The following is a 24,265-nucleotide window of genomic DNA, read 5'->3' as shown; positions in this document are numbered from 1 at the left end:
CAACTCACGTGAATTAATCACTGATGAACCTGATTATGACAGTCTGGGTGTGGACTGTACGTCTTCTGCCTGCTTGGAGAACACACTTCGGCGTGATTCTAGGAGGTCGATGAACTCGTCGGCCATTGCGATCTGCTCGCGCAGCTTCTCGCGTCGCTCGATGGCTTGCGCGACGAATTGATCGAGCGCCTGGCTGGCGTCGGTGGCCGATTCTCCGTCGTCGACGACCGACAGGAGGTCGGCCATTTCCTCCAGCGAGAACCCGAGGGGCTTCATTCTCCGGATTAGCATGAGCCGTTCGTAGTCGGTCTCGGTGTATACGCGGAAGCCGCCGTCGGTTCGGCCTGACGCCTTGACCAGGCCGACCTCGTCGTAGTGGCGCAGCGTACGCAATGACAGCCCCGTGCGTTCGGCGAGCTCGCCGATGTGCATGGTGCGCGGTTCCCTAGTCATGACCCTCATTTCAACTCAACCCTCACGTTAGGGTAGAGTTATGCAGGTTCGCTGATCGAGCGAACACTTTCCTACCATTCTTCCCGCTGCGGCGGCAGGTGCGCGCGCGACGAGGCGCCGGATCACAGCCATTGCCCATCCGGTCCTCGCGCTGAGGGCCTCGACCTGTTGGAGCATCTCCATGTCTTCCGCCATCACGGCAGCCTCCTACCGTGCGCATCCCACCGTCCTGGAAGCGCTGCGCAACCCCCGCCTGCTGACCCGTGAGGTCCTCGCCGGGCTGGTGGTCGCGATGGCACTCATTCCGGAGGCGATCTCTTTCTCGATCATCGCCGGTGTCGACCCACGGGTCGGACTGTTCTCCTCGTTCGTGATGGCCGTGTCCATCGCGTTCCTCGGCGGCCGGCCCGCGATGATCTCCGCCGCGACCGGCGCCGTCGCGCTTGTCGTCGCCCCCGTGGTGAAGAACTATGGCGTCGAGTACCTGTTCGCGACCGTCATCCTGGCGGGCATCTTCCAAGTCGCTCTCGGCCTGCTCGGTGTCGCCAAACTCATGCGGTTCATTCCGCGAAGCGTGATGGTCGGCTTTGTCAACGCCCTCGCGATCCTGATCTTCATCGCCCAGTTGCCGCATCTGATCGGCGTCCCCTGGCTGGTGTACCCGCTTGTCGCGGCCGGCATCCTGATCATGGTGTTCATGCCGCGGCTGACCAAGGTGGTTCCCGCACCGCTGGTCGCGATCATCTTGATCACCGTCGCTGTCGTCGTCACCGGCCTGAACGTCCCGACCGTGGGTGATGAGGGAGAGCTGCCGCACAGCCTTCCGCAGTTCCTCTTCCCCGCCGTCCCGTTGACGTTTGAGACGTTCGCTCGGATCGCCCCCTACGCCCTCGCGATGGCACTCGTCGGTCTCCTCGAATCGCTCATGACCGCCAAGTTGGTCGATGACATCACCGATACCCATTCCCGGAAGACCCGTGAATCCTTCGGCCAGGGAGTCTCCAACGTGCTATCCGGTCTGTTCGGCGGCATGGGCGGCTGCGCGATGATCGGGCAGACCATGATCAATGTCAAAGCTTCCGGCGCACGTACCCGCATCTCCACCTTCCTCGCCGGCGTGTTCCTACTGATTCTCGTCGTCGCCCTCGGCGACATCGTGGCGATCATCCCGATGGCCGCGCTCGTCGCGGTGATGGTCATGGTCTCCGTCGGCACCTTCGATTGGCACAGCATCCGACCCGCCACCCTCAAGCGGATGCCGCTCGGCGAGACCATCGTCATGGTCCTGACCGTCATCGTCGTCGTGCTGACCAACAACCTCGCCATCGGCGTCGTCGTCGGGGTGATCGCGGCGATGGTCATCTTCGCCAAGCGAGTCGCCCACTTCGCGACCGTCCAGCGCACGATCCGCCCGGACGGCGACCAGGACGTTGCCTACTACACCGTCACCGGCGAACTGTTCTTCGCCTCCAGCAACGATCTGACCACCCAGTTCGACTACGCCGAAGACCCCGACCGGGTTGTCATCGACATGGCCGGCTCGCACATCTGGGACGCCTCCACCGTCGCCGCCCTCGACGGCATCACTACCAAATACGCACACCACGGCAAGACGGTCACCATCGAAGGCCTGAACGACGCCAGTACCCGGATGCACGAGCGGCTCGCCGGGAACCTCGGCGCCGGACATTAGGGCCGGGCGGCGTAGCGGCGTGGAGCTGCCTAGCGGCTGATGCCGGAGCGAATTCCAGCGGCAGCGCCTTGATGGTGGCTGACGTAATGGCCCTGACACGGTTGGTGGCCTCATGAGCCGGCCAATCGGTAAGTCAAACGTCCAGTATTTCCGTGATACGGCTGGTGATGGCGAACGCAACCATGTCTCGGAGAATTTCGCAGTCCCTCAGCGGTCGCGGCCTACACTCGCACCGTGACGCACCATCGCAGTAGTTCGCGGCCGTCTCCGGATGAGGAGATCGTTGCGACGGTTCTCGGAACGTTCGCTCGAGAGCGATACGCCCTCGCCGCTGTGACCGGAGCCATAGTTCTGGTCGCCTCTGCAGCTATCGTGAACTCTGCACGCCCCCTCTTCGGGCACTCCGGATTCGGGCTTGCGATCAGTCTGACATCCTGCCTGGCCGGGATACTCTTGTCCGCCGTGACTCTGGTCTGGAGTGTTATCAACCGGTCGTCAGACAGACATGTGTCTGAACATCTGCGCGGCACGCACGTCGTCGCGTGGGCACTTACATTCGTTATCAGCGGCGCAGCCATCCTCGATCTCGTCGCCTTTGCTGTGATCCTGCGTCGCTGACGGTCAATCCACGCCGGTGAGGCGGCGGCGCCCGAGCACGTAGCCGACCATCACGCTCCCGGCGATGGCGAGCATCATCGGGACCAGCATCGAGGGGCCTTCATTGGTGAACTCGATAACGAGCACCAATGCCGTCAATGGTGCCCTCATCGACGAGGCGAGGAACGCCGCAGCCCCGATCAACGCGAACGCGGCGGGAGGCACTCCGGGCCACAGGGCGCTCCAGGCCGCGCCGGCCAGCGCACCCGCCGCCGCACCGATCGCCAATGACGGCGTCAGCGTTCCACCGGCGGCGCCGCTGCCGATCGTGCTGACCGTCGCAACCACTTTGAAGACGAGCAACGCTGCCAGCAATCCGATCGGGAGGGCCGCATCGAACGCGATCTGACCCAGAGCGCGACCGTTTCCGAGAATTGCCGGGAATGCAATCGACAGCACACCGACGGCAGCGAACGTGAGGGGCATGACGATGAGAATGCCCCAGGATGCCGGCCGGTGCGCCTGCGCGAACTGGGCGAGCCGCACGAACCCGATGGCCGCGAACCCCATGATCGGCCCCACGATGATGGACCAGACCACCATCGACGGCGACAGCGTGAACTGCGGCAACGAGTACAGCGGGGTCGCTGGCACGACCAGGTGCCCGATCAGGGTCGCGATCGCTGACGTCGCCAAGGCCGGAAGCACCGTCGCGAAGCTCACCTCCGCCAAGAGAATCTCAACGGTGAAGATGGCGCCCCCGAGCGGCACGCTGTAGACGGCGGCGAGTCCGGCGCCGGCACCGCATGCAACGAGAATCCGACGCTCACGTGCGGCTAAGCCGGCCTTCTCGCTCAGCCATCCTGACACCAGCGCGCCTAGCTCTCGCGGCGCGACTTCTCGGCCGATCGAAGCGCCGAGACCGACGATCACCACCTGCAAGCCGGCATTGATCACAGTGACGAAGGGGGGCATCCGCCGACCGCCGACGCTCTGCTCGACAGAGACGAACGGTGTCCCCCATCGGCGCAAAGCCCACCAACCGACCGCGCCGATGACGCCTGCGAGCGTCAGTGCGACGACGCGCGTGACAGGTGGGGCGTGAAGAAGACCATCGAGGAAGGTGCCCTCCGTGTATCCGTACGCGACATGCTGGATCAGGTGCAAGCAGATGGCGACCAGCAATCCGCCCACTCCGGCTCCCACACCGACGAGGAGCGTGACGACGGCCAGGCGCAGCAACCAGCTCGGGGATGCGGGCAGGGTCGGGCCTCTCACAGGTCGATGCTAGCTGCAGCGCGGGCGGCTACACCCTCACATCGCAGCACCGACACGGGCACCCGGCTGACGACCGGCGCGCGCATCAGGCAGCCAGAAGTTTCGTCCCCGCGCGAATCAGCAGTACCGCAACCAGGATTGAAACCGGTCCGACGAGAAAGATCCATCCCCACGCCTGCTGGATCGTCACAACCATGAGGGCGATAGCGCCCAAACCCCCGACACCGCAAAGGAGAAGGCCGAGTACCACACGAAACGTACGAGCCAGCAATACTCCCATCTTTTCAGGCTATCTCATGTCGATTCGACGCGATCGGTGGGAGGGAGCGTCGGGCTCGGCAGCTGGCCAGCCGGTTTGTCGTCCGTGTCGGGCGCCGTATTGGTTGAAGTTGAAAGCACATACGGGGAGGGTTCGGCGCCGGGGTGTCGACGGGTCTGTATGACGAACAGGGTGATTCCGACGGCGACGGCGGCGAAGGAGGCCCACACGTTTGCGGGGATTCCCAGCCACCCGTCGCTGGTCGGGTCGATGCGGATCGCTTCGAGCCAGCTGCGGCCGAGTCCGTACCAGATGAGGTAGAGCGCGAGCACCCGGCCCCATTGCAGCCGGAACCGTCGTTCGAGCAGAAGGATGACGGCGACGCCGGTGAGGTTCCAGATGATCTCGTAGAGGAAGAGCGGATGGAAGAGCGTTCCGGGTGGCATCCCTGCCGGGAATTTGGCGTTGGTGGCCTCGATCTGCAGGCCCCACGGCAGGGTCGTTGGCAGGCCGAAGAGTTCGTGGTTGAAGTAGTTGCCGAACCGGCCGAGTGACTGGGCTACGAGGAGGGCCGGGGCGAGTGCGTCGGCGAAGGCCCAGAACCGCAGGCCAGCCCGGCGGCACGCGATGTAGACGCCGAGTGCGCCACCGAGGAGGGAGCCGTAAAGGGCGTTGCCGCCGTCCCAGATGGCGAAGACGTTCCAGAGGTTCGCGCCGGAGTAGAAGTAGTCCCCGATGTGGGTAAACACGTGGTAGAAACGAGCGCAGACGACGCCGAGCGGAACGGCCCAGAGGACGACATCGAGCACGATTCCCTGGTCGACGCCGCGACGACCGAGCCGGTGTGCGGTGATGAAGTAGGCGGCGACGATGCCGCTGAGGATGCAGAGCGCGTAGGTGTGAACCGTAAGCGGACCCAGTTGGAACTGGGCCCATTGCGGCGGCGGGCTGGGAATGCTGAGGGCGAGCACGAGGATCTCCTTGGATTCAGCCGATGGTGCGGACGGGAGCACCGACCATGGCTCGGGTGGGTGGAGTGAACGCGCTTCCACCGAAACGCTGGTCGAGCGCGGTGAGGATGCGGTGGGCGATGTGGAATTTGACGTCTCCGCCGTTGATGCCGTGGAAGTACTCGCTTCTTAGACGAATGGAGCCGGAGACGTTGCCGACCCAGGTGGCAGCGGCGATCTTGGTCGTGGAGGTGACGAGCCAGTTCTGCACAGCGTGGTCGGTGGTGCCGGTCTTACCGAGGATGGGTACTCCGTCGTGCGGATTGGCTGTGGCGGCTGTGCCGCCCGGCTGGAGGACGCCTTGCAGGTCGTAGGCGACGCCGGCGGCGATGTCGGTGGGGATGCCGCGGCCGCAGGTGCTGGGGCTGATGGGTCGTGGTGTGCCGCGGGGTCCGGTGACTCTCTCGATGGCGACGGGGGTGCACACCGTCCCACCGTCGGCGATCGCCGCGTAGGCGGTCGCCATGGTCAATGGGGAGATGTAGTTGACGCCCAGGATCATGGACGGCACGGAGGTGAGGGGATTCGCCGAGGAGGCGGGGTGGATGCCGAGCGCTTCGGCTGCGTGGAGGATCGAGCAGAGGTCGAGTTTGGTGCCCATCATGGCGAACGCGGTGTTGACCGATTGGGCTGTGGCCGCCATCACGCTGAGACGAGAGGCGGAGCCCTCGTCGTTGCTGACCGGCCACGGTGGCCCCGTGACCGGGCCGCAACTGCTGTGGAAGTCGGACATCGGGAAGGTGTGGTGGGTAGCGTCCACGACCTCGGAGAGGGTGTGTCCCGCTTCCAGCCAGGCGGCGATCGTGAACGCCTTGAAGGCGGATCCGGTTTGGAACCCCTGGGAGCCACCGTAGGCGGCATCCGTGTTGTAGTTCACCGCGGTTGATCCCGGGCCGGCTTGGTTGCTTTCGTCGAAGGTCTTGTTCTCGACCATCGTCTCGATGTGCCCGGTACCGGGTTCGACGGAGATGTTGGACGCGCCCAGGTGCATTCCCGGGTGTGTCGTAGGAATGTATGCGTCGAGCGCTTGCTGTGCCTGTGTCTGCAGTCCGAGCTTCAGCGTCGTGTAGATCTGCAGTCCGCCCCGGTCGATGGCAGACAGGCGATCGACGGAGGTCTTGCCGAAGGCCGGGTCCTTGAGCAGCTCGTCCTTGACGTACTCGCAGAAGAACCCGGCGTCCACGGCGGCGGCGGCGGTGCATCCGCTGCTGACCTGGGTAATGTGCGGTTGGATCGGGGTGGATTTCGCCGAGTCGCGCTGTTGGGCGGTGATGCGATGGTTCGCGTACATGCGGTCCAGGACGTAATTGCGTCGCGCGAGGGTGCGGGCGTAGTGGTTCGCAGCACCGTTCAGGGGGTCGCCGGGTCGGTCGATGCGGAGGGTGGAGGGGCTGTTGAGGATCCCGGCGAGGGTTGCCGCCTGCGGCAAGGTGAGCGCACTGGCGGAGACACCGAAGTCATACTCCGCGGCCGCCTGAGCGCCGTAGATGTTGCCGCCGAACCCCACCAGGTTGAGGTACGCCGTGAGGATCTGGTCCTTGGTGTAGACCTTGGCGACCTCCCCCGCGTAGCGGAGTTCTTGAAGTTTGCGCTGCATGGTGGTGGCGGTGGCCTTCTTATAGCAGGCGGCTGAAGCGTGAGCGTCGGTGAGTGCGTCGCACTGCTGCACGAGAACGTTCTTCACGTATTGTTGCGTGATCGAGGAGCCCCCTTCTAACCGGTGGCCGGAAGCGTTGGCGGCGACGGCACGGACGGTGCCGAGGATGTCGATCGGACCCTCTTCGAAGAAGCGGGGATCCTCCGTCGCGATCACCGCGGACTTCAGTGCTTCGGTCGTGCCTGACCATCGGACGTCTGTGCGGTCCTGTGCGAAGAAGGAGGCGATAGCGACCTGCTGGCCGGCCCGCTCGGCGTAGAGAGTGGAGGCCTGCGCCGGCGGCTGTATTTTCAGGTAGTCGGGCAGCCCGTTGAAGATCGACACTCCATCGCTGACTCCTGTGGCGACAACGGCGACGGCCGGAACCGTCGCCGAGGTCGCCAATACCCCGGCGACGGCGCTCAACAGGACGAAGGCGGTCAGCGCAACGGAGCGCCGGGCGAGCGCTCCGCGTCGGGGTGTTTTCGTCTTCCCGTCCGTTTGCAGCTGCGCGTCGTCCCCACTCACGTTCCCGACGCTAGGGGACAGTCCTGACCGACGCCCGGCAAGCGGCATCGCGAGGGCGCCGGAGGCCTGCGAGAGTTCACACGGTCCGCGGAGGTGGGACCGCCGGGGTGCTGGTCTTCGAGGTTTCTGGGGACGACACGTGTTCACTGGGTCTAGACGCTATCCGCCTGGGAGAGGACACCATGATCCATACCGGTCTCATCGACCCGCAGAGCATCATCCAGGCCGCTGGTCCGTGGGCGCTCGTCGGTGTGTGCGTGCTGGTGTTCATCGAGACGGGTCTGCTCGTGGGCTTCTTCCTGCCGGGGGATACGCTGCTTTTCTTCACGGGGGTGCTCAGCCTGACCGGACACTTCGCCGAGCCGCTGTGGGTGATCATCCTGGCCGTTGTGGTCGCGGCAGCGCTGGGAGATCAGGTCGGTTACGCGATCGGCCGGCGCACCGGACCTACCGTCTTCGAACGGCGGGACTCCGGCTTCTTCAGCCGAGCGAGCGTCGACCGTACGGCGCAGTTCTTCGACCGGTTCGGCGGTTCGGCAGTCATGGTCGCACGCTTCGTCGCCGTGGTGCGCACGATCGCACCGGTCGCGGCAGGGGTGGGCCGGATGCGCTGGTCGGTGTTCACGATTTTCAACATCGTTGGGGCTGCCGTCTGGGCCAGTGCAGTCATCCTCGGCGGGTACGGCCTCGGGCACATTCCCGGGGTCGCGGATTTCGTGGCGAAATACCTCGACCTCGTGCTGATCGGCATCGTCGTACTCTCGGTGGTGCCGCTGGTGATTCGCCTCGTCACCGTCCGTCGGAGTTCCCGAGCACGTTCGTAATCTCGCGGCCGAGAGTTTTAACCGGCCGGGAGCCTCAGCTCGATAGCTGTTCCAGTCGGGCCGGTGCGGGTCACCGCGACATCGCCGCCGTGACGTGTCGCGACGTCGCGAACAAGCGCCAGCCCGATCCCGAATCCCGCTCGTGTGCTCCCCGGTGCAGCAGGGTGCGCCCGCGCGAACCGGTCGAAGATCCGTGTTGGGTTGATGCCGACGATTCCGGCGCCCTCATCGGTGACCGTGAGGACGGCCTGGTTGCCCTGAAGTCGGACGTCGACGGTGATGCTCGAGCCGGCCGATGAGTGCACCAGCGCGTTGTCGATCAGGGCGGTGGCGCAGCGCGTGAGCGTCGTGGCCGGAACCGTGGTCCGCACGTCGTCGCGGCTGCCGAGGACCAGTTCGACGCCGGCGTCCCGGGCCAGCACTTCGAGTGAGTGCAGTGATCGGGTGACCGCATCGCGCAGTGACACGGGTTCGGCGGGTTCGGTGCGTTCGGGGTCTGCGGCGAGAAGCAGATCGTCGACGACGTCGATCAGGATGCGCGTATCGGTGCGAAGGTCGGTGACCGCGGGTTTCGACGGATCGTCCGGTGCAAGGCCGCGTTGGAGCACCTGCAGCCGGGCGTCGAGGACCGCCAGCGGTGTGCGGAGCTCGTGGCTGGCGTCGGCGACGAAGTCGCGTTGGATCTGCAGCGCACGTGCGAGCGGGCGCACGGCTCGCCGGGTCGCGATCACGCTGAGCACGCCCGCGATCGCGACGGCGAGCACGCCGACCAGTGCGAAAGCGACCAGGGCCTCGGGGGCGTCGATGTAGATCTTCTGCTCGCCGGGCCGGGGCGGCTCGCTCACTTCCGAAGGGCGCAGCTGGTTCAGCACAAAGACAAAGGCGGCGCCGATCGCAGCGACCACGAGGGCGCCGGAGGCGATGGCGAGCTGGAGGCCGACCATCCGGGATGCCCGCCGCACTTCCCGTACAGCGGGGTCGGTCGGCGTCTTCTTCATAGTCGTCCCAGCCGGTAGCCGTGTCCGCGGACCGTGGAGATCAGTTCCGGATCCGCCTTGCGGCGCAGGTAGTGGACGTACGTGTCCACGGTGCCCGGCTGCTCGTCGGGGGCGAACACGGCTTCCAGAATCTGGCCGCGGGAGAAGGTACGCAGTGGATTCTCCGCCAATAGTCGTAGCAGGTCGTTCTCGCGCTCGGTGAGCAGGATGCGTCCGTCGTACGGGGAGTACAGCGCCCGGCTTTCCGGGTAGAACGTCCATTCGCCGATCGCGACTTCCCGGCCCTCCCCGGTGAAGGTGCGTGTCAGCGCCCGAAGGCGGGCGAGGAGCTCGTCGAACTCGAAGGGTTTGACGAGGTAGTCGTCGGCTCCCGCATCCAATCCCTGCACGCGGTCGCGCAACGCGCCGAGAGCGGTGAGCATCAGGATCGGGGAGACGACGCCCCGTTCGCGGAGGGCGGTCACGAGCTGCGCGCCGTCCACCCCGGGCAGTCTCCGGTCCACGACCATCGCATCGAAGTCGTGTGTGGTCCCCTCGACCAGTGCACGTTCGCCATCGGTCACCCTGAGGACGTCGTAGACCTCGGCGAGGACCTGTTCGATGAGCGGTCCCAGTTGTGGGTCGTCCTCCACCAGGAGTACGCGCATCCTGTCGCTCATCCGCACCTCCGGGTCCCGTCGCGTCTCTTCAGCATGGTGGTGGCAGGCCCAGAATTCGCCTAGGAACTATCTCAGAGGATTCTGGGAGGGGCACGCTGAAGCTGTCCGGATGCTACCTACACACCATCCCACGCCCCCTGTGGACGATTCGGGCGATCCTCGAATTCGGCTGGCCATCATGCCTCAGCCGCGGCACTGGTTGCTGATGAGCCTGATGGGTGTCCTTGCCGTTTTGATACTGGGATTTAGCGCCAAGCTTGTCCCCGGAGTCCTACCCGCTGAGCTCGCGCTGGATGAGGCGCTCACCGACCATCAAGGTCCGGCGTTGAATGTGGTCGCTGTCGCCGTCTCCACCGTCTTCTCCCCGCCTGGGATCATCGTCGTTCTGGTCGCATCGTTTCTGTTCTTGCTGGTCGTGCGACGTTCACCGGTCAATGCGTTCGCCTTCACCGGTCTCGCCACCTTCGGTTGGCTGTGTTCGGAGGTCTTCAAACTCGCGGTCGCTGAGCCGCGCCCGCCCGCGGGGTTGCTGGATCACCCGCTGCTGGCGGAGATCGGGTACAGCAGCTTCCCGAGCGGCCATACGACCTACGTCGCGGCGTACGCGATCGCCTGCTACGTGCTCGCGCGGCGTACCCGATTCGAGGTCCCGGTCGCCATTCTCGGTATCGTTGCAATTGTCGGCATGGGCGCTGTCCGTCTCTATGTCAGTGCCCACTACCTCACCGACGTTGTCGGATCGGTGCTTGTAGCCAGCACAGCGGCAGTCTTCTTCAGTGGAGTCTGGAACCGGATCGGACTTGCTGTCCTCAACCGGATCCCCTGGATCGATAGGATCGGCCCCGTCCCGAATCCGATAGCTGGGGCGACGACTATCGGGCAGCGATGAGGTCGGGGACCTCCGGCTCGCCTGTGCTCAGTGGCGACTGCCAAAGGATCTAGCATCTGGCGCAGTTCTTGCCGGTTTGTGTGACTTCCCGCTGCCGGCTCGTAGCTCCTTCCCGGGCTTTCGCGGCATATTCTCGCTCGCGGTTGAGCTGTGATCCTCCGTCCCGCGACCATTTCTCGAGGCGGCTGGCCGAAGGCAAGAGCAAGCGTGAGGTCAGTCGCAGCCTGGAGCGCGATATCGCCCGGCAGCTATTCCGCCACCTGGGCTCGGGTATGGCGTGACCGCGGCGCTCACATCCAAGGCGGGATGAGGCCCGACTGTTCGAGGCGGGCATTGCTGGGAAAGCGTCTGCGGATGAACTGTTCGATCAGTTGCTCGGATGTCGTGTTGAGCGTGGCAGCCAATCTCAGAATCTCGATGCGCTCCCGTGGGGAGAAGTGCAGCGTCAACAGCGACGCCCCGCTGTCGTCAGTTCTGGCCAAGAAGATGTTGTCGGCTGTCCCACTCATGCCGACAGGATGATCCACCGTGCCCTGTTGCCACCAGACAGCTGTATGCGTTCTCATCGCGTGGCGAGTGAGCCGGACACCGCTGGCGCTGTGTCCAATGCGGCCAGGGATGTGGAGCCGCACGGAGGCGGCGCTGTCACCGGCGGATGGAACGCCTTCCGGCGTGCTGTTCTTCTTTGTTTTCTTTCCGATCCGGCAGCCGATCATAGCGAGCTCCACCAGCTCCGTGCCCTCCGGTTGCTTTTTGCAGACTCCACTCGCTGCGCTCCCTGCGCTTAGCAACCACTCCCTCCGGGCACTGCGCTGCCTCCGCCCGCTCTCGATCTTTGTGCCGGAACGGCAAGAAAAACTCTAATGATCAGTGGTTGGTCTGAGGCTGGCTGACAGACTGACCTTCGGCCCTGGCGCTGCGTGACTCCAAGAAAAACTGGCCCGCCTTGAGGTGGTGCCTTCCGATCGACCCGTCCGCGCGCTGGGGGCTGAATGTCGGTCTGTCTGTTCCGATGGCTTCATAGAAGGTCGTCCGCTCCCGGCGTTCTGGGCTGCGTGACTCGTTAGCTGTAGTGCCCGGGCAGGTTGGTTGATAGCCGGGTGATGGGTGGGACCTTGCCGATGGCGGTGTGGGGTCGGTGTTGATTGTAGTGATGGAGCCAAGCGGGGAGGGCTGCTCTGCGGGCTGATTCGCTGTTGTAGTGGCGAGTGAATGCCCAACCGTCGGCGAGTGTGCGGTGGAACCGTTCGATCTTGCCGTTGGTTTGTGGGCGGTAGGGCGGGTCTTCTTGGGTGTGATGCCGAGTTCATGGCAGGTGTTCCGCCAGGCGTGGGATTTGTAGGCGGAGCCGTTGTCGGAGAGGACGCGTTCGACGCGGACGCCGTGGTCGGCGAACCAGGATACGGCCCGGCGGAGGACACCGGTGGCGGTTTCGGCGGTCTCGTCGTCGTGGATCTCGGCGTAAGCGACGCGGGAGTGGTCATCGATCACGGTGTGAACGAACGCATGGCCGACCAGAGGGCCGCGGATGTCTCCCTTGCGGCGGATCGGGTCGGAGACCGCGCGATGTCTATCGCCTTGCTGGCGTCCGACGAATCGCCAGCCCCCGCCGTCGGGAATGTTGCCGAGCTTCTTCACGTCAACGTGGATCAGCGACCCGGGATACTCGTGCTCGTAACGCCGAGCCGGCTCCCCGGTTCTCACGTCCACGTGAGTGAGGCGGTTGAGATGACAGCGCACCAGCACCGCGTGAACGGTCGATGCCGACATGTTCAGCCGACCGGCGATCTGCACCGGCCCGAGCCGTTTCTTGATCCGCAGATGGACGATCTTCTTCACCAACATCTGTGGGGTCTGGTTCGGATGGGTATGCGGGCGCGACGACCGATCGGCCATCCCTTCCGGGCCGAGCTCGACATATCGGCGCGCCCACTTCGCCGCCGTTGGCCACGAGATCCGGAAGTAATCGGCCGCTGCCGCGACCGTCCACCCATCGTCGATGATCAGCCGCGCAACACGCAGTCTTTGCCGCGGCGTCAAAGCCGCATTACCGTGAGACACGAGAACCTCCAGGTTTCGAGTGAGTGTCTAAGCAACTCCCACTCTGGACCGGAGGTTCTCGCTATGTCACGGATGCCAGATCAAACAACGTCCCCGGGCACTACAGTTAGAGATACGCCTCGCAACACCCTTGACCGACGTGATGAACCATCCGTTGAGATAGGGAGGAGTGCTCGGTGACGACCGTGACCGATGAATATGACTACGTGGTCGGGGTGGATACTCACGCCAAGACCCACACTTACGCGGTGCTAGCCGCGGACACTGGCCGAGTGATCGACTCGGCAATGTTCCCCACCTCGCCCACAGGAATCAGTCGAGCGTTGGCCTGGATGCATCGCCGCGCTGATGGTCGGCTGCTGATCGCGATCGAAGGGGCCGGCTCCTATGGTGCCGTCATTGCCCGGGTCTTCCAGGGCGCGGGTCTGGCCGTTTGCGATGTCCGGCCCCCGAAACGCGCAGCGCGCGCTGGCCGGGGCAAGTCCGATGAGATCGACGCAGTTGCCGCAGCACGCACCGCCCTCGCCACCGGCGTCGAGCGGCTCGCGGCCCCACGCTCGGATGGGATCCGCGCCGCCTTGCGGGTCCTGCTGATGGCGCGGCAAGCGATGGATGGCCGACGCACCGCAGGACCGCAACGCGCTCACCGCACTGATGCGCAGCTTCCAGCTGGGGATGGACGTCCGCAAGCCGCTCACCGACGGCCAGATCCGCGAGATCGCCGGCTGGCGGCATCGTCCTGCCGAAGACGCCCCGATGACCACGATCCGGCAGGAAGCCCGCCGGCTCGCGATTTCGGTGCTCGAGCTGACCGCGCAGCTCGATCTGAACCGGGAGGTCCTAGCCGACTACGTTGAGCAGCTCGCTCCCGGGTTGCAGAGCATCCGCGGAATCGGCCCGGTCACCGGCGCTCAGCTCGTCGCGGCTTACTCGCACAAGGGCCGGATCCGCAGCGAAGCCGCGTTCGCCAACCTCGCCGGCGCCGCCCCGCTGCAAGCCTCCAGCGGCAACACGACCCGGCACCGGTTGAACCGGCAAGGCGATCGGCAACTGAACCGGGCGCTGGACACCATCATCCGGGTCCGACTCACCTGCGACCGCGGCACCCAGGACTACATGGCGCGACGAACATCGGAAGGCAAAAGCCGCCGAGAGGTCCGCCGCAGCCTGAAACGCTACCTGGCTCGGCAACTCTTCCGACAGCTGAACACAGTCATGGCCTAACACCCAGCCGGGTTAGCCACCACAGCCAAACGGAGCCGCACGGAGGCGGCGCGGATCTCGCTGTTCGGAACGCCTACGGCGTGCTGTTCTTGCCACCGTCTTTTCGCCATTCCGGCCGGCCGATCATAGCTTCCTCCGGCAGCTCCGTTCCCTCCGGTCGCTATTTGCAGACTCCACTCGCTGCGCTCCCTCCGCTTAGCAACCACTTCCTTCGGGCACTCCGCTGCCTCCACGCGCTCTCGATCTCTCTGCCGGAACGGCAAAAAAACTGATCGGCGGGACAACTAAAGCAACACTCGCTGATTGACACAGACCCATAGAAGGGTCGATCAGAGGCAGGACAAGCCGCTCCAGCAAACCAATTTGACACGGCCCATAAACGGGTCGATCAACCAGGGGAGTGATCAGGATGCGCGTATTCGCCATCGATACGAGAAACATGGGTCCGGAAGTGCAGGGCGGATTGATTGGCGTGGTCGGGTCGACGAGCCCGACTGCGGAGGAGAAGCGGGAGTGCATCGAGACGGTGAGCCGGTACGCCGTCGATGGATGGGCGATAGCCGCTGATCCGCGCACACCGATCGGCCGGCTGGCCGCGCTGACGGCCGAGACGGCGTGTGTGCCGTTCGTCGCCTTCACCCGGGTAGCCGAGCGAGGAGGTCCGGTCGTCGGGCCATCGATGGTCGGCGCCACGCCTCGCGGGCTCTCCTGACCGCGCGAACGGGAAGCGGGCCCGATGCGCGGGCCCGCTTCGGTTCAGTGTGATCAGTCGCCTCCGCCAGGCTCCGCACTGACCTGAGCAGCGTCTGTTTCCTCCTCGGCTGCCGTGTCGGCGGTCACGATCTGCTCGACGTCGCTGAGGCTGTACCCCCAACTGGTGAGCAGGGCGAAGTAGTCGGCGTCGGTGGAAGAGGGGTACCGCCAGGTCTGCTTGCTGGTAACCGATTCGCACGCTCCGAGTACAATCGCGAGAGCGACGTGCTGAGCCTTGGCCGGAGCCTGCTCGATTAGAGCGGCCAGCTTGTCGTTCTCGAAGTAGCCGGACGGCTCCATCCCGAGCAGCTGGTGGGCGAGTTCGTTCCCCTCGCGGGTGGCGGTGCTGATCGCCTGCCTGTGGACGGTGAGTCCCTTGGCGATCACGACTGCTGCGTCCTTGGGGAGGGTCTTGCGGGAGAGGAGGGTGGTGAGCCATTCGCGGCGGACGATCTCGGCGGATGCCCAAGCCTTGTTGTTGGCGATCAGGGTGCGCCGCTCGGCCTTCTCCTCGTCGGTCATCGGGCCGGACTTGGGCTGGCCGCCACTGTAGCCGTGGAACCCGGCCGCCTTCGCGTCCTGGACGAAGTAAGTGACGTTTGCGTCACCGTCGGCGTAGACGCGAACGTGGGCGGCGCGGCCCTGCTGGTTCTCGATGTGCTCGATGGTGACCCGTTGGTCGTCGGCGGTGAGCAGTTCGCTAGTGCGGGTGTAGGTGGTGTCGTAGTAGCCGGGATCGTTGTCGAGGATCAGGTAGCCGCGTCCGGCCAGGTCGGCTTCCGCGTCGGTCTTCGCTTTGGCCCGCGCCTTCTCGTCGCGCGCTCGCTGGGCCGCGTGCGCGAATTGCGCCGGGTCCGTGGTCGCGACCTGGATGAGGTCGGCGCGGATCTCGTCGTTGCCGTCGAACTCGATCAACACCGCCGCCTGATCCAGAGTCAGCGGGTGCTCTCGGATTGCGTCCGCCGCAGCCTGGTTCTCGACCACTGCCAGGGCGGTCTTGATCTCCTTCTGCTTGGTTCCGGTGCGTCGTGCGATTGCGGTGACGCTGAGTCCTTCCAACGCGAGTTGCTGGAACGCGGTGGCACGGTCGCCGTCGGTGAGGGCTTCGCGCTGGTCGTTCTCGACAATCTGCTGCACGATCCGCTTCGCCGTCACCTCGTCCGCCTCCACTAGGTAGACGGGAATGGTGGCGAGACCGGCTTCACGGGCGGCGAACACCCTGCGCTGTCCGGCCCGGACGGTCACGGTTCCGTCGTCGCTTCGGTGGCCGAGGACTGGGGTGAGGACACCGTTCTCGCGGATGCTCTGCACGAAGGCGGGGGTGACGGGTGCGCTGGGTCGGACGTTGGTTTCGATGGTCACGGTGTGGGGGTCGAGGTGTTCGATGGTGCCCGCAACCGTGGTGGTGTCTCTCATTTTGCTTCTCCGATCAACTGTTCTTGTTCGCCTGTCTGGCAAGGGGATCGAGGGTGAGCGGGAGCGAGCGGAGTACCGGGTCGTGGAATACCGCAGGGAGCGAAGCGAGTGAGGATATGCCGCGAAAGCCCGGAACGCAGCACGCGGGGGCGAACTACGATCGACGGCCAGGCAGACGGACACCGCGAATAAACGCGGCGCTGCTCGCGGCTTCATTCGGGTCTTACCGCCGCAGGAAACGAGCCCGCGCCCGATGGGTGCGGGTTCGTCGGTGCTTACTCGCAGCTGTCGCATCGCAGGTTGTCCGTCGGGTCGATCGGAACCAGGTACTCGCGGGTTTCGCCCAGGTAGCGGGCATCACCAGGCTCGTCATCAGTAGCGTGCTGCTCGCTCCACATGTCGGCGGTGGCGGGTTCTCCAAGGGCGCGGAGAAGGCCGGCGAGGGCTTCGGCTTCGATGGGTGAGCTCGTTGTTGCTGGTGATGAGGGCGTGGAGAAGCGTGCTTCGACGCCGACAGACGAGCCGGCCTGACTGCCGGCCGCGGCAACCTCGGCCTGAACAAGCCCCTTAGAGTACGAACTCTAGTCGTCGCATGGTCGATTCTGTGCGCGCGTGCGTGACAACACTTTGACAACACTTGGGCAAAATCGGAGAGCATCGAGCGATCCCATGGGCATCCAAAAGTGCCGAAAATCCGGGGGTTTTCGCTGCGATGCAGGTGGTGCCGGGTCCGCGGCTAGAGTTCGAATCCCACGCCCTCCGCCGTGACGTTCGGCGCGGCCATCCCGACTCATCGTGGCCCTCCTGGCAACCATCCCCGCTCTCACTCTGGCCAGGCCGGCGTTCGTGGAGGACGACCTCGCCGGGGCTACCTGCCGCGTCAGAGAGCTGCGACGAATCGAGTGATGGCGTCGCTGAGCGCTTCCGGGACCTCGAGCGGCATGAGGTGGCCCGTGCCCGGCAACACGGCGAACTCCGCGTCTGCGAGATAGGGCACCAGATTGTCGCGCAGGACTTCGACCGGTTCGACCTGGTCGTGCTCGCCCGCGATCACGAGGGCGGGCACGTCGATCCGGCGGGTGCGGTCGCTGATGTCCTCCGCGATCCCGCGCAGGGGCCACTCGGTGCGCGCATCGTCGCTCCCGCTGGCCAGGGAGTCCGCGATGACCTGGTCGGCCAAGGTCGTGGGCAGCGTCGTAGCGGTCAGCACCTGGTCGCGTGCCCCGGCGACGGACTCCGCCGAGTCGTAGGCGTGGGAGAGGCCCGCCTGGTACTCCGGAGTGATCATCGCTGCAGGCTTTGCGGGCCCGGAGCCGACGAGCACGATCCCGCGCAGGCCATCCGGCCGCGTGGCGGCGACCAGCTGGGCCACCTTGCCGCCCATGGAGTGGCCGACCAGCACGTAGTCGTCGATGCCGGCGACGGAGATCGACGCGAGTGCATCGTCAGCGAGCTGTTGCAGTGTGTACGGGCCGGGGAGGCTGCCGGAGCGCCCCCAGCCCCGCTGGTCGATAGCGATGGTGTCGCGTCCGTCGAGCCGATCCCGTACGCGATCCCACGTGCGGGCGGAGCCGCCCCAGTAGTGCAGGAACACGAGCGTCGGGCCGGTGCCGCTGCTGTGGTCGAAGGCCGGGCGGTCGATGTGGTGCGTTTCGGTCACGATTCTCCTCAGTCGGGTTCGATTGGCTTCTCCTATGCAAGCGCGAGCATGATGCAGGGTCATCGGGAGGACCGGACGTGTCATGGTGCAAAATGGACTCATGCCGTCGATCACGCAGATGCGTTATCGGACCCCCAACCTCGTAGCCCAGCAGGTCGAGACCCTCACCTTCGACCGGCTGCGCTCGATGAACGACGGAGGCACTCAGCGTGCCGACTTCCATGTTCTTGCGCTGGTCGACGAAGGATCGGGCTCGATCACGGTGGACTTCGCCGATCACGCTCTTTCCCCGGGGTCCGTCGTGTGGGTCACAGCAGGCGCTGTGCACCGATGGGGCGAGGTCGCCGACCTCGCCGGCCGGCTGATCCTGTTCATTCCGACCGCGCCGGTCACGGAGGCGACCCGCGCGCTCGTCGCGACTCCGAGCGTTCAACCCGTATGGCGCATCCCGGCCGAAGAGCGACGATTCGTCGCTGCGGCAGTCGAACACCTCGTGCTGGAGACGGAGAATCCAGCGCCGGGCGCTTCGGCGGAGCTGCCGGCGATCCTGCTCTCGGTGCTCCTCGCCCGGCTCCGACCAACCCTGGCGGTCACAGATGTGGAGAACCGGCTGTTCGTGGCGTTCAGAGAGCGCGTGGAGGCGGACTTCCGGGAACACCACGACGCCGAGCACTACGCGCGCGCCCTGGGGTACGCCCCTCGCACCCTTTCGCGAGCTGTTTCGCGGGCGACGGGGTCGACAGCGAAGGCGTGGCTGGTCGAGCGGATCGTGCTCGAGGCGAAGCGGTTGCTCGCCCATGAGGAACTGACGGCGACCGCGTGCGCCGCCGTGCTCGGCTTCACGGACGCGTCGAACTTCTCGGTGTTCTTCCGTCAGGCGACAGGGGAGAGACCGGGAGCGTGGCAGAAGGCAGCGGTGGCGAGGGGCACCAGAGCGCCTGCCGGGCTCAGTTCCGCGCGTCCTTCCGGCGGCGGGCGATCATGATCAGGGCCAGACCGATGAGGATCAGGCCCAGGGTCGGGCCGGCGAGCCAGCTGGGGGCGTCCTGGCCGGTTGATGCGAGCGGGCCACCGGGCGCTGCGCCTGCGCCTGCGCCGCCCCCGGCGCCTCCGCCCGCGCCGTCCCCTCCGCCGGCGCCTGGCTGCGGTGCGGCCGCGATGGTCGACGCCGCTTCCAGGTAGCCGGTCGTGCCGTCGGTTCTGATGCCGGCAGCGATGAAGGTGTGATGGCCGAGAAGCTTCGGCACCTGGATGGTCGCGACGAACGTTCCGTCGGCTTCGGCGGTCGCGTGTCCGAGGACGACGGGGACCGAGTAGATGCCGATGGTGATCGGCGCGCCCGCGGCGAAGCCGCCCCCGCTGAGGTGCAGGGTCTGTCCGACCGTTGCGCGGGCAGGGGCGCCGTGTAGTGTCCCGGTGCTGGTGGGGAGGACCTGCGGGAGGATGCTGGCCCTCGGCGGCGTGACCTGCACGGCGAGCGACTGCACCGCATCCGGATTCACACCGTTGGAGGCCGTGACGGTCAGCGGATACGTGCCGGGCGCGACGCTCGTCGTCCCGGACAGGGTGCCGGTCCCGTCGCCGTTGTCGGTGAAGGTGAGGCCGCCGGGCACAGCGCCGCCGACGGTCAGGATCGTCGGAGTGGACGGGAGCCCGGCGTCGGTGGTGACCGTGAACGAGCCGCGAACCCCTGCGGTGAAAGCGGCCGTCGGGTCACTGGTGATTCTGGGCGGCCCGACGACGGTCAGGACGAGGTTCTGCACCGTGTCGGCCGCTGCACCGTTGGACTCGGTGATCGTCAGCGAGTACGTACCCGGGGCGTCGGGGGTGCCGGACAGGATGGCGGTTCCATCGCCGTTGTCGACGAACGTCACGCCGGACGGCAGCGACCCGGTCGCGGTCAGGGTCGGCGGCGTCGGGTGGCCGCCTGCCGTCGTGACGGTGAAGCTTCCGGCCGAGCCGGCAGTGAATGTCACGTGATCGGCGCTCGTGATGGTGCCGGACTCGTTGACCACGAGCGTGAACGCCTGGTCGGTGTGCCCGGCGGAGTTCGTCGCGGTGATGGTCAGCGGATAGGTTCCACCTGTTCCGGCGGCGGGTGTGCCCGAGAGGGTCGCCGAGCCGTCACCGGCGTCGGCGAAGGCCACTCCGGCCGGCAGCGTCCCCGTCTCGGTCAGCGCGGTGGCGGACGGGAAGCCCGCTGTCGTGCCGATCGTGAACGTCCTCGCGGTGCCGACCGTGAAGGCCTCTGTGCTCGGCGTGGTGACCGCGGGAAGCTCGGTGATCGTCAACGTGAACGATTGCGTCGTGCTGGAGACCGGACCGTTCGATGCGGTCAGGGTCAGCGGGTAGCTGCCGCCCGAGCCGGTGGCGGGTGTGCCGGCGACGCTCGCCGTCCCGTCGCCGTTGTCGACGAACGAGATTCCGCCGAGGAGCGCTCCGGCGGCGGCGATCGCGGTGGCCGTCGGCGTGCCAGGGGTGGTGGTGACCGCGAAGCTTCCCGCAGCTCCGACCGCGAATGTGGTGTGGTCGGCGCTGGTGATGGCGGGCGCTGCGTTCACGGTGAGGGTGAAGCTCTGGACCGAATCCGGCGCCACCCCGTTGCTCGCGGTGATCGTGACCGGGAAGACCCCGTCGGCGGTCGGCGTCCCGGCCACGTCGGCGGTGCCGTCGCCGTTGTCGGTGAAGGTCACGCCGGCGGGCAAGGTGCCCGTCGTGGTGATGACCGTCGCGCTCGGCTGCCCGGCAGCAGTGGTCACCGTGAAGTCGGCCGCGGCCCCGGAGCTGAAGGTCGCGTGGTCCGCGCTGGTGATGGTCGGCGGCTGCGTGACCGTCAGGGTGAAGGTCTGTGTGGCATCCGCCGCCGCCCCGTTGGCCGCCGTGAGCGTCAGTGTGTAGACGCCGCCGGTGTTGAAGGCAGGGGTGCCGGCAATGGTCGCGGTGCCGTCGCCCTGATCGGCAAGGTTCAGACCGGCCGGCAGGGATCCCTGCTCCGTCAGCTGCGTCGCAACGGGGAAGCCCGGGGACGTCGTGATGGTGAACGAGCCGGCCTGACCCGTGGCGAATGTCGCGTGGTCGGTGCTGGTGATCTGAGGTGACCCGGTGACGGTCAGCCGGAAGCTCTGCACCGCCGGTGCGGTCGTTCCCCCCGTCGCTGCCGCGTGCACCGTCACGTCATAGGTGCCGGCCGTTCCGGCCGCGGGTGTGCCGGACAGCGCGGCCGTCCCGTCCCCGGAGTCGACGAACGTGACGCCTGACGGCAGGGCGCCCGTCTCGGTGAGTGCCGTGCTCGTCGGGAAGCCACCGGTCGTGGTCACGGTGAACGCACCTGCCGAGCCGACCGAGAACGTCGCGTGGTCGGCGCTGGTGATCGTCGGAGACTGGTCCACGGTGAGTGTGAAGGTCTGCGATGCGCTCGGGGTGAACCCGTTCGCGGCTCGAAGCGTGAAGGAGTATGTTCCGCCCGATCCGGCAGGTGGAGTGCCCGCGAGTGAGCCGGTCCCGTCGCCGTTGTCGGTCAGCGTGAGCCAGGCGGGGAATTGCGCGCCCGACCTCGACAGCGTGGCGGTCGGGCTGCCGCTGGTGGTGACCCCGAAGTTTCCGGCGGCACCGGCCGAGAAGGTCGTCGTGTTCGCGCTGGTGAAGGCGGGGACGGTCCCGACCAGCAGCGTTGCGGCGGTGGTCGTGGCGGAGGAGACCAGGTTGGTGAAGACGGCGCGGTACATGTTGCCGTCATCGGTGCTGGTAGCGGTGAATGTGTATGTGGTGCTCGTGGCTCCGGCGATGTTCGCGTACGACACTCCGCCGTTCGTCGAACGCTGCCACTGAACGGTCGGAGCCGGCACGCCGCTGGCGGCGGCGATGAAGCTCGTCGATGTGCCGGGGTTCACGGTCTGGTCGGCCGGATTGGCGGTGATGGCCGGGGCCTGGTTTACCTGGATCGTCAGGGTTTGCGATCCGTTCGGGGAGACGCCGTTGGTGGCCCCGAGTGTGACGGGGTATGTCCCGCCCGTGCCGGCGGAAGGGGTGCCCGCGAGGGTGGCCGTCCCATTCCCGTTGTCGGTGAAGGTGAGTCCGGCCGGCAGGGATCCGGACTCTGTGATCGTCGTCACCGTCGGCAGCCCGCTCGTCGTGACCGTGAAGCTGCCCGCGGAGCCTGCCCGGAAGGTCGCGGTCGACGAGCTCGTGAACACTGGGGACTGGCCGACCGTCATCGTGAACGCCTGCGTCGCATTCGGTGAGGTGCCGTTGGACGCCGTCAGAGTGACCGCGAAAGTTCCGCCCGGTCCGGTCGGAGTGCCCGCGAACGTCGCCGACCCGTCGCCGTTGTCGGTGAAGGTCAGACCGGCAGGCAGCGTCCCGCTCTCGGTGGTCGCCGGCTTCGGATAACCGGTGGTCGTCACGGTGAAGGACACTGCCTGGCCGACCGTGAAGTTCACACTGTTCGGGCTGGTGATGGCGGGCGCCTGGTTGACCGTCACCGTCGTCGATACCGTGGCGTTATCGAAGGTCGCAGTGACCGGATCCGGTCCGGTGGTCGTCGCGCCCGAGTGGTAGTCGATGCTCGCCACTCCGGCGCTGAACACCGCGGAGTGGGCACCCGGCGCGGTCGTGACGGTCGCATCGCCCGGCGGGTCGGAGAATGTCACGGGTTGCCCGGCGAAGGCGCCCAGATTGGAAGCACTCACGGCTCCGCCGGCGCTGTCCGTGAGCAGGGAAGCGCTGATCGTCGAGGTGGCGTTCGGCCCCACCACGGTAGCGGGTGTTGCGGTCGCCGTCAGCACCAGGCGTGGGCTGAGAGCTGCTGCGCCGCTGACCGTGTCGCATCCCGCGCTGCCGGGTCCGGCGTTGCACCCCCACCAGTTGTAGGCCGCGTCGGTCGTGGCACCCGTGTGCAGCGCGCTGCCTGACGGTGCACTGTTGCCGGTGAAGCGGTTGTGGTGCAGGGCCGTGGTGCCGCTGGTGGCCTCGATCGCCCGCCGACGTCGAGGGAGGAACCGCCGCTGACGCTGTTCCCGGTGAAGGTCGAGCCGGTCACGGTCAGGTTGCCGCTCTGCTGCCAGATCGCTGCGCCCACCGCTGGGCCCGATCCGGAGGTCGCGGTGACCGTGTTGTTCACGAAGCGGCTGTCGGCCACGACGAAGTTGCTGCCCGTCGTGCCGAAGAGCGCAAGGGCGCCACCGGTCGAGGTTCCCGTGTCGCCGTGCGAGTTGGTGACGCTGTTGCCGCTGAACGTCGCATTGGTGATGCTCAGCCCCTCGGACGACGCGGACCCGTTCGCCCCGTACGCGAGCCCGGAGCCATAGCTCGAACCGGACGAGTTGTTGCTGAAGGTGGAATTCGTGATCGTCAGCTGTCCACCGAAGAACTGCACGCCGCCGCCTGGCTTGTTCGTCACGTTCGGGGCCGCACCGTTGGCGACGTTGCCGGTCACGACCACGTTCGTCAGCGTCAGGGAGTCGCCCGTGGCGCTGTAGTTCGAGCCGCCGATGATCCCGGCGCCGCCGAAGGTGGAGTCCGCCCCGCCGGTGATGGTGATTCCGGAGAACGAGTTGGTAATGCCGCCGACGATGTTCTTGTCCAGGTTGAAGACCCGGCTGAGGCCGCCCGCGTTCACGATGGTGCTTGCCGGACCGGCACCGACGAGAGCGACGTTGCTCCCGGATGCGATGCCGGGGGCGAGCTCGCCGGCCGTCAGGTTGTATGTCCCGGCCGGGAGGTTGATGGTGACCGCGCCGCCGACGTTGTTCGCGAGACAGGTGGCTTCCCGCAGGCTGAGCGGGCTGGGCGGGGTCGTGATGCCCGTGTTTCCGCACGCACCCGAGGATGCCGCGGTGTCCGCTGTGGTGGTGACGGTGTACGTCGTTCCCGCCGCGTACGCCGTGCTGGGCAGCGCGAACTGCGCCGCCACGGCGAGAGTCGCGACGATCGCCACTCCCGGGAGAACGCGGCCGATCTTCAGGGCTCGGAACATACTCATACCGGGACGTCTCCTTCGCGGCGGTATGAAACCGCTCCCCATGGCGTGCCGCGTCTCGCCGACCACGACGCACCGATGCGGCACGTGATCACGCGGAGCGACAGCGCGCTCACGCTATCAGATAACGGATGTCCGCCCCGTTTCTTCACCGCGGCGGCCGGTTTCGGTGAGCGTGCTCATCACCCCGCGGAGCCAGGTCGTGATCTCCATCGAGACCGTCCAGTTCGACCCGCGGGATACCGGAGACGACGAAGAACCGTTCGGGGGCCTCTTCGACTTCTGATCCTCGCGGGCGGTCGTCGGACGGTTCCTGAGAGTTGCTCTCCTTTGCTAGGCGACCAGAGCGT

The 24,265-nt window shown here is 66.4% G+C and carries 17 protein-coding genes and 2 pseudogenes; 7 read left to right on the top strand and 12 right to left on the bottom strand.

The annotated features are described in order from the left end of the window. Positions 1–33: 33 nt before the first annotated feature. A complete protein-coding gene (locus tag AC1ROC_RS15435) occupies positions 34–453 on the bottom strand; it encodes a MerR family transcriptional regulator (protein ID WP_493001205.1) in 420 nt (139 codons plus the stop codon). 181 nt (positions 454–634) lie between these two features. On the opposite strand from AC1ROC_RS15435, the gene AC1ROC_RS15430 reads away from it, so the two are divergent. Further along, positions 635–2,146, top strand: a complete 1,512-nt coding sequence (locus AC1ROC_RS15430; protein WP_493001204.1) for a SulP family inorganic anion transporter — start codon at positions 635–637, stop codon at positions 2,144–2,146. A 234-nt stretch (positions 2,147–2,380) separates the two neighbouring features. Then, positions 2,381–2,764: a hypothetical protein gene (locus AC1ROC_RS15425; RefSeq protein WP_168690169.1), complete on the top strand. Its 384-nt coding sequence runs from the start codon at positions 2,381–2,383 to the stop codon at positions 2,762–2,764. A 3-nt stretch (positions 2,765–2,767) separates the two neighbouring features. On the opposite strand, the gene AC1ROC_RS15420 is transcribed toward AC1ROC_RS15425, so the two are convergent. The 3 genes from AC1ROC_RS15420 to AC1ROC_RS15410 all read right to left on the bottom strand — a co-directional run bounded on the left by AC1ROC_RS15420 (position 2,768) and on the right by AC1ROC_RS15410 (position 7,454). Beyond that, on the bottom strand, positions 2,768–4,021 hold the full coding sequence (locus AC1ROC_RS15420; protein WP_493001203.1) for a chloride channel protein: 1,254 nt from the start codon (positions 4,019–4,021) through the stop codon (positions 2,768–2,770). A gap of 294 nt (positions 4,022–4,315) precedes the next feature. Then, a complete protein-coding gene (lgt, locus tag AC1ROC_RS15415) occupies positions 4,316–5,251 on the bottom strand; it encodes a prolipoprotein diacylglyceryl transferase (protein WP_493001202.1) in 936 nt (311 codons plus the stop codon). A gap of 16 nt (positions 5,252–5,267) precedes the next feature. Then, positions 5,268–7,454 (bottom strand): transglycosylase domain-containing protein, encoded by a 2,187-nt coding sequence (locus tag AC1ROC_RS15410; protein ID WP_493001201.1) that lies wholly within the window; start codon positions 7,452–7,454, stop codon positions 5,268–5,270. 107 nt (positions 7,455–7,561) lie between these two features. On the opposite strand from AC1ROC_RS15410, the gene AC1ROC_RS15405 reads away from it, so the two are divergent. After that, positions 7,562–8,278: a DedA family protein gene (locus tag AC1ROC_RS15405; protein WP_493001200.1), complete on the top strand. Its 717-nt coding sequence runs from the start codon at positions 7,562–7,564 to the stop codon at positions 8,276–8,278. 17 nt (positions 8,279–8,295) lie between these two features. On the opposite strand, the gene AC1ROC_RS15400 is transcribed toward AC1ROC_RS15405, so the two are convergent. Both AC1ROC_RS15400 and AC1ROC_RS15395 read right to left on the bottom strand, forming a co-directional pair. Continuing rightward, positions 8,296–9,276 carry a sensor histidine kinase gene (locus AC1ROC_RS15400; protein ID WP_493001199.1) on the bottom strand — a complete coding sequence of 327 codons (981 nt, stop codon included), beginning with the start codon at positions 9,274–9,276 and terminating at the stop codon, positions 8,296–8,298. Then, positions 9,273–9,935 carry a response regulator transcription factor gene (locus AC1ROC_RS15395; RefSeq protein ID WP_168690164.1) on the bottom strand — a complete coding sequence of 221 codons (663 nt, stop codon included), beginning with the start codon at positions 9,933–9,935 and terminating at the stop codon, positions 9,273–9,275. The genes AC1ROC_RS15400 and AC1ROC_RS15395 overlap by 4 nt, the downstream gene beginning before the upstream one ends. Before the next feature lie 139 nt (positions 9,936–10,074). Between AC1ROC_RS15395 and AC1ROC_RS15390 the strand changes: the two genes are divergently transcribed. Then, positions 10,075–10,824 (top strand): phosphatase PAP2 family protein, encoded by a 750-nt coding sequence (locus AC1ROC_RS15390; protein WP_493001198.1) that lies wholly within the window; start codon positions 10,075–10,077, stop codon positions 10,822–10,824. Between the two features lie 290 nt (positions 10,825–11,114). Here the strand turns inward: AC1ROC_RS15390 and AC1ROC_RS15385 are convergent, their stop codons facing one another. Together AC1ROC_RS15385 and AC1ROC_RS15380 are read right to left on the bottom strand one after the other, a co-directional pair. After that, positions 11,115–11,540, bottom strand: coding sequence for a hypothetical protein (locus AC1ROC_RS15385; RefSeq protein ID WP_493001197.1), 426 nt, complete (start codon positions 11,538–11,540; stop codon positions 11,115–11,117). A gap of 347 nt (positions 11,541–11,887) precedes the next feature. Beyond that, positions 11,888–12,885, bottom strand: a pseudogene (locus tag AC1ROC_RS15380) (IS481 family transposase). A gap of 176 nt (positions 12,886–13,061) precedes the next feature. Between AC1ROC_RS15380 and AC1ROC_RS15375 the strand changes: the two are divergent. Together AC1ROC_RS15375 and AC1ROC_RS15370 are read left to right on the top strand one after the other, a co-directional pair. Next, positions 13,062–14,109, top strand: a pseudogene (locus AC1ROC_RS15375) (IS110 family RNA-guided transposase). A 409-nt stretch (positions 14,110–14,518) separates the two neighbouring features. Beyond that, on the top strand, positions 14,519–14,821 hold the full coding sequence (locus tag AC1ROC_RS15370) for a hypothetical protein (protein WP_493001196.1): 303 nt from the start codon (positions 14,519–14,521) through the stop codon (positions 14,819–14,821). A 53-nt stretch (positions 14,822–14,874) separates the two neighbouring features. On the opposite strand, the gene AC1ROC_RS15365 is transcribed toward AC1ROC_RS15370, so the two are convergent. Both AC1ROC_RS15365 and AC1ROC_RS15360 read right to left on the bottom strand, forming a co-directional pair. Then, positions 14,875–16,278: a ParB/RepB/Spo0J family partition protein gene (locus AC1ROC_RS15365; RefSeq protein ID WP_493001195.1), complete on the bottom strand. Its 1,404-nt coding sequence runs from the start codon at positions 16,276–16,278 to the stop codon at positions 14,875–14,877. An 880-nt stretch (positions 16,279–17,158) separates the two neighbouring features. Next, entirely contained in the window at positions 17,159–17,938 is a 780-nt protein-coding gene (locus AC1ROC_RS15360; protein ID WP_493001194.1) for an alpha/beta fold hydrolase, read from the bottom strand. Between the two features lie 100 nt (positions 17,939–18,038). On the opposite strand from AC1ROC_RS15360, the gene AC1ROC_RS15355 reads away from it, so the two are divergent. Beyond that, a complete protein-coding gene (locus tag AC1ROC_RS15355; RefSeq protein ID WP_493001193.1) occupies positions 18,039–18,923 on the top strand; it encodes a helix-turn-helix domain-containing protein in 885 nt (294 codons plus the stop codon). Here the strand turns inward: AC1ROC_RS15355 and AC1ROC_RS15350 are convergent. Together AC1ROC_RS15350 and AC1ROC_RS15345 are read right to left on the bottom strand one after the other, a co-directional pair. Continuing rightward, complete coding sequence (locus tag AC1ROC_RS15350) at positions 18,886–22,722, bottom strand: beta strand repeat-containing protein (protein ID WP_493001192.1); 3,837 nt, start codon at positions 22,720–22,722, stop codon at positions 18,886–18,888. The two genes, AC1ROC_RS15355 and AC1ROC_RS15350, sit on opposite strands and share 38 nt — an antisense overlap. Next, positions 22,716–23,918, bottom strand: a complete 1,203-nt coding sequence (locus AC1ROC_RS15345; RefSeq protein WP_493001191.1) for a hypothetical protein — start codon at positions 23,916–23,918, stop codon at positions 22,716–22,718. The genes AC1ROC_RS15350 and AC1ROC_RS15345 overlap by 7 nt, the downstream gene beginning before the upstream one ends. Positions 23,919–24,265 lie beyond the last annotated feature (347 nt).

The organism is Leifsonia sp. GW821-FHT13C05, assembly GCF_058806515.1.
This window is presented reverse-complemented; position numbering and strand designations above follow the sequence as displayed.

Excerpts from the sequence above, each read along its gene's own strand:
- AC1ROC_RS15435 (WP_493001205.1), bottom strand. The coding sequence starts at position 453 with ATGACTAGGGAACCGCGCACCATGCACATCGGCGAGCTCGCCGAACGC.
- AC1ROC_RS15430 (WP_493001204.1), top strand. The coding sequence starts at position 635 with ATGTCTTCCGCCATCACGGCAGCCTCCTACCGTGCGCATCCCACCGTC.
- AC1ROC_RS15400 (WP_493001199.1), bottom strand. The coding sequence starts at position 9,276 with ATGAAGAAGACGCCGACCGACCCCGCTGTACGGGAAGTGCGGCGGGCA.
- AC1ROC_RS15395 (WP_168690164.1), bottom strand. The coding sequence starts at position 9,935 with ATGAGCGACAGGATGCGCGTACTCCTGGTGGAGGACGACCCACAACTG.
- AC1ROC_RS15385 (WP_493001197.1), bottom strand. The coding sequence starts at position 11,540 with ATGATCGGCTGCCGGATCGGAAAGAAAACAAAGAAGAACAGCACGCCG.
- AC1ROC_RS15370 (WP_493001196.1), top strand. The coding sequence starts at position 14,519 with ATGCGCGTATTCGCCATCGATACGAGAAACATGGGTCCGGAAGTGCAG.
- AC1ROC_RS15365 (WP_493001195.1), bottom strand. The coding sequence starts at position 16,278 with ATGAGAGACACCACCACGGTTGCGGGCACCATCGAACACCTCGACCCC.
- AC1ROC_RS15355 (WP_493001193.1), top strand. The coding sequence starts at position 18,039 with ATGCCGTCGATCACGCAGATGCGTTATCGGACCCCCAACCTCGTAGCC.
- AC1ROC_RS15345 (WP_493001191.1), bottom strand. The coding sequence starts at position 23,918 with ATGAGTATGTTCCGAGCCCTGAAGATCGGCCGCGTTCTCCCGGGAGTG.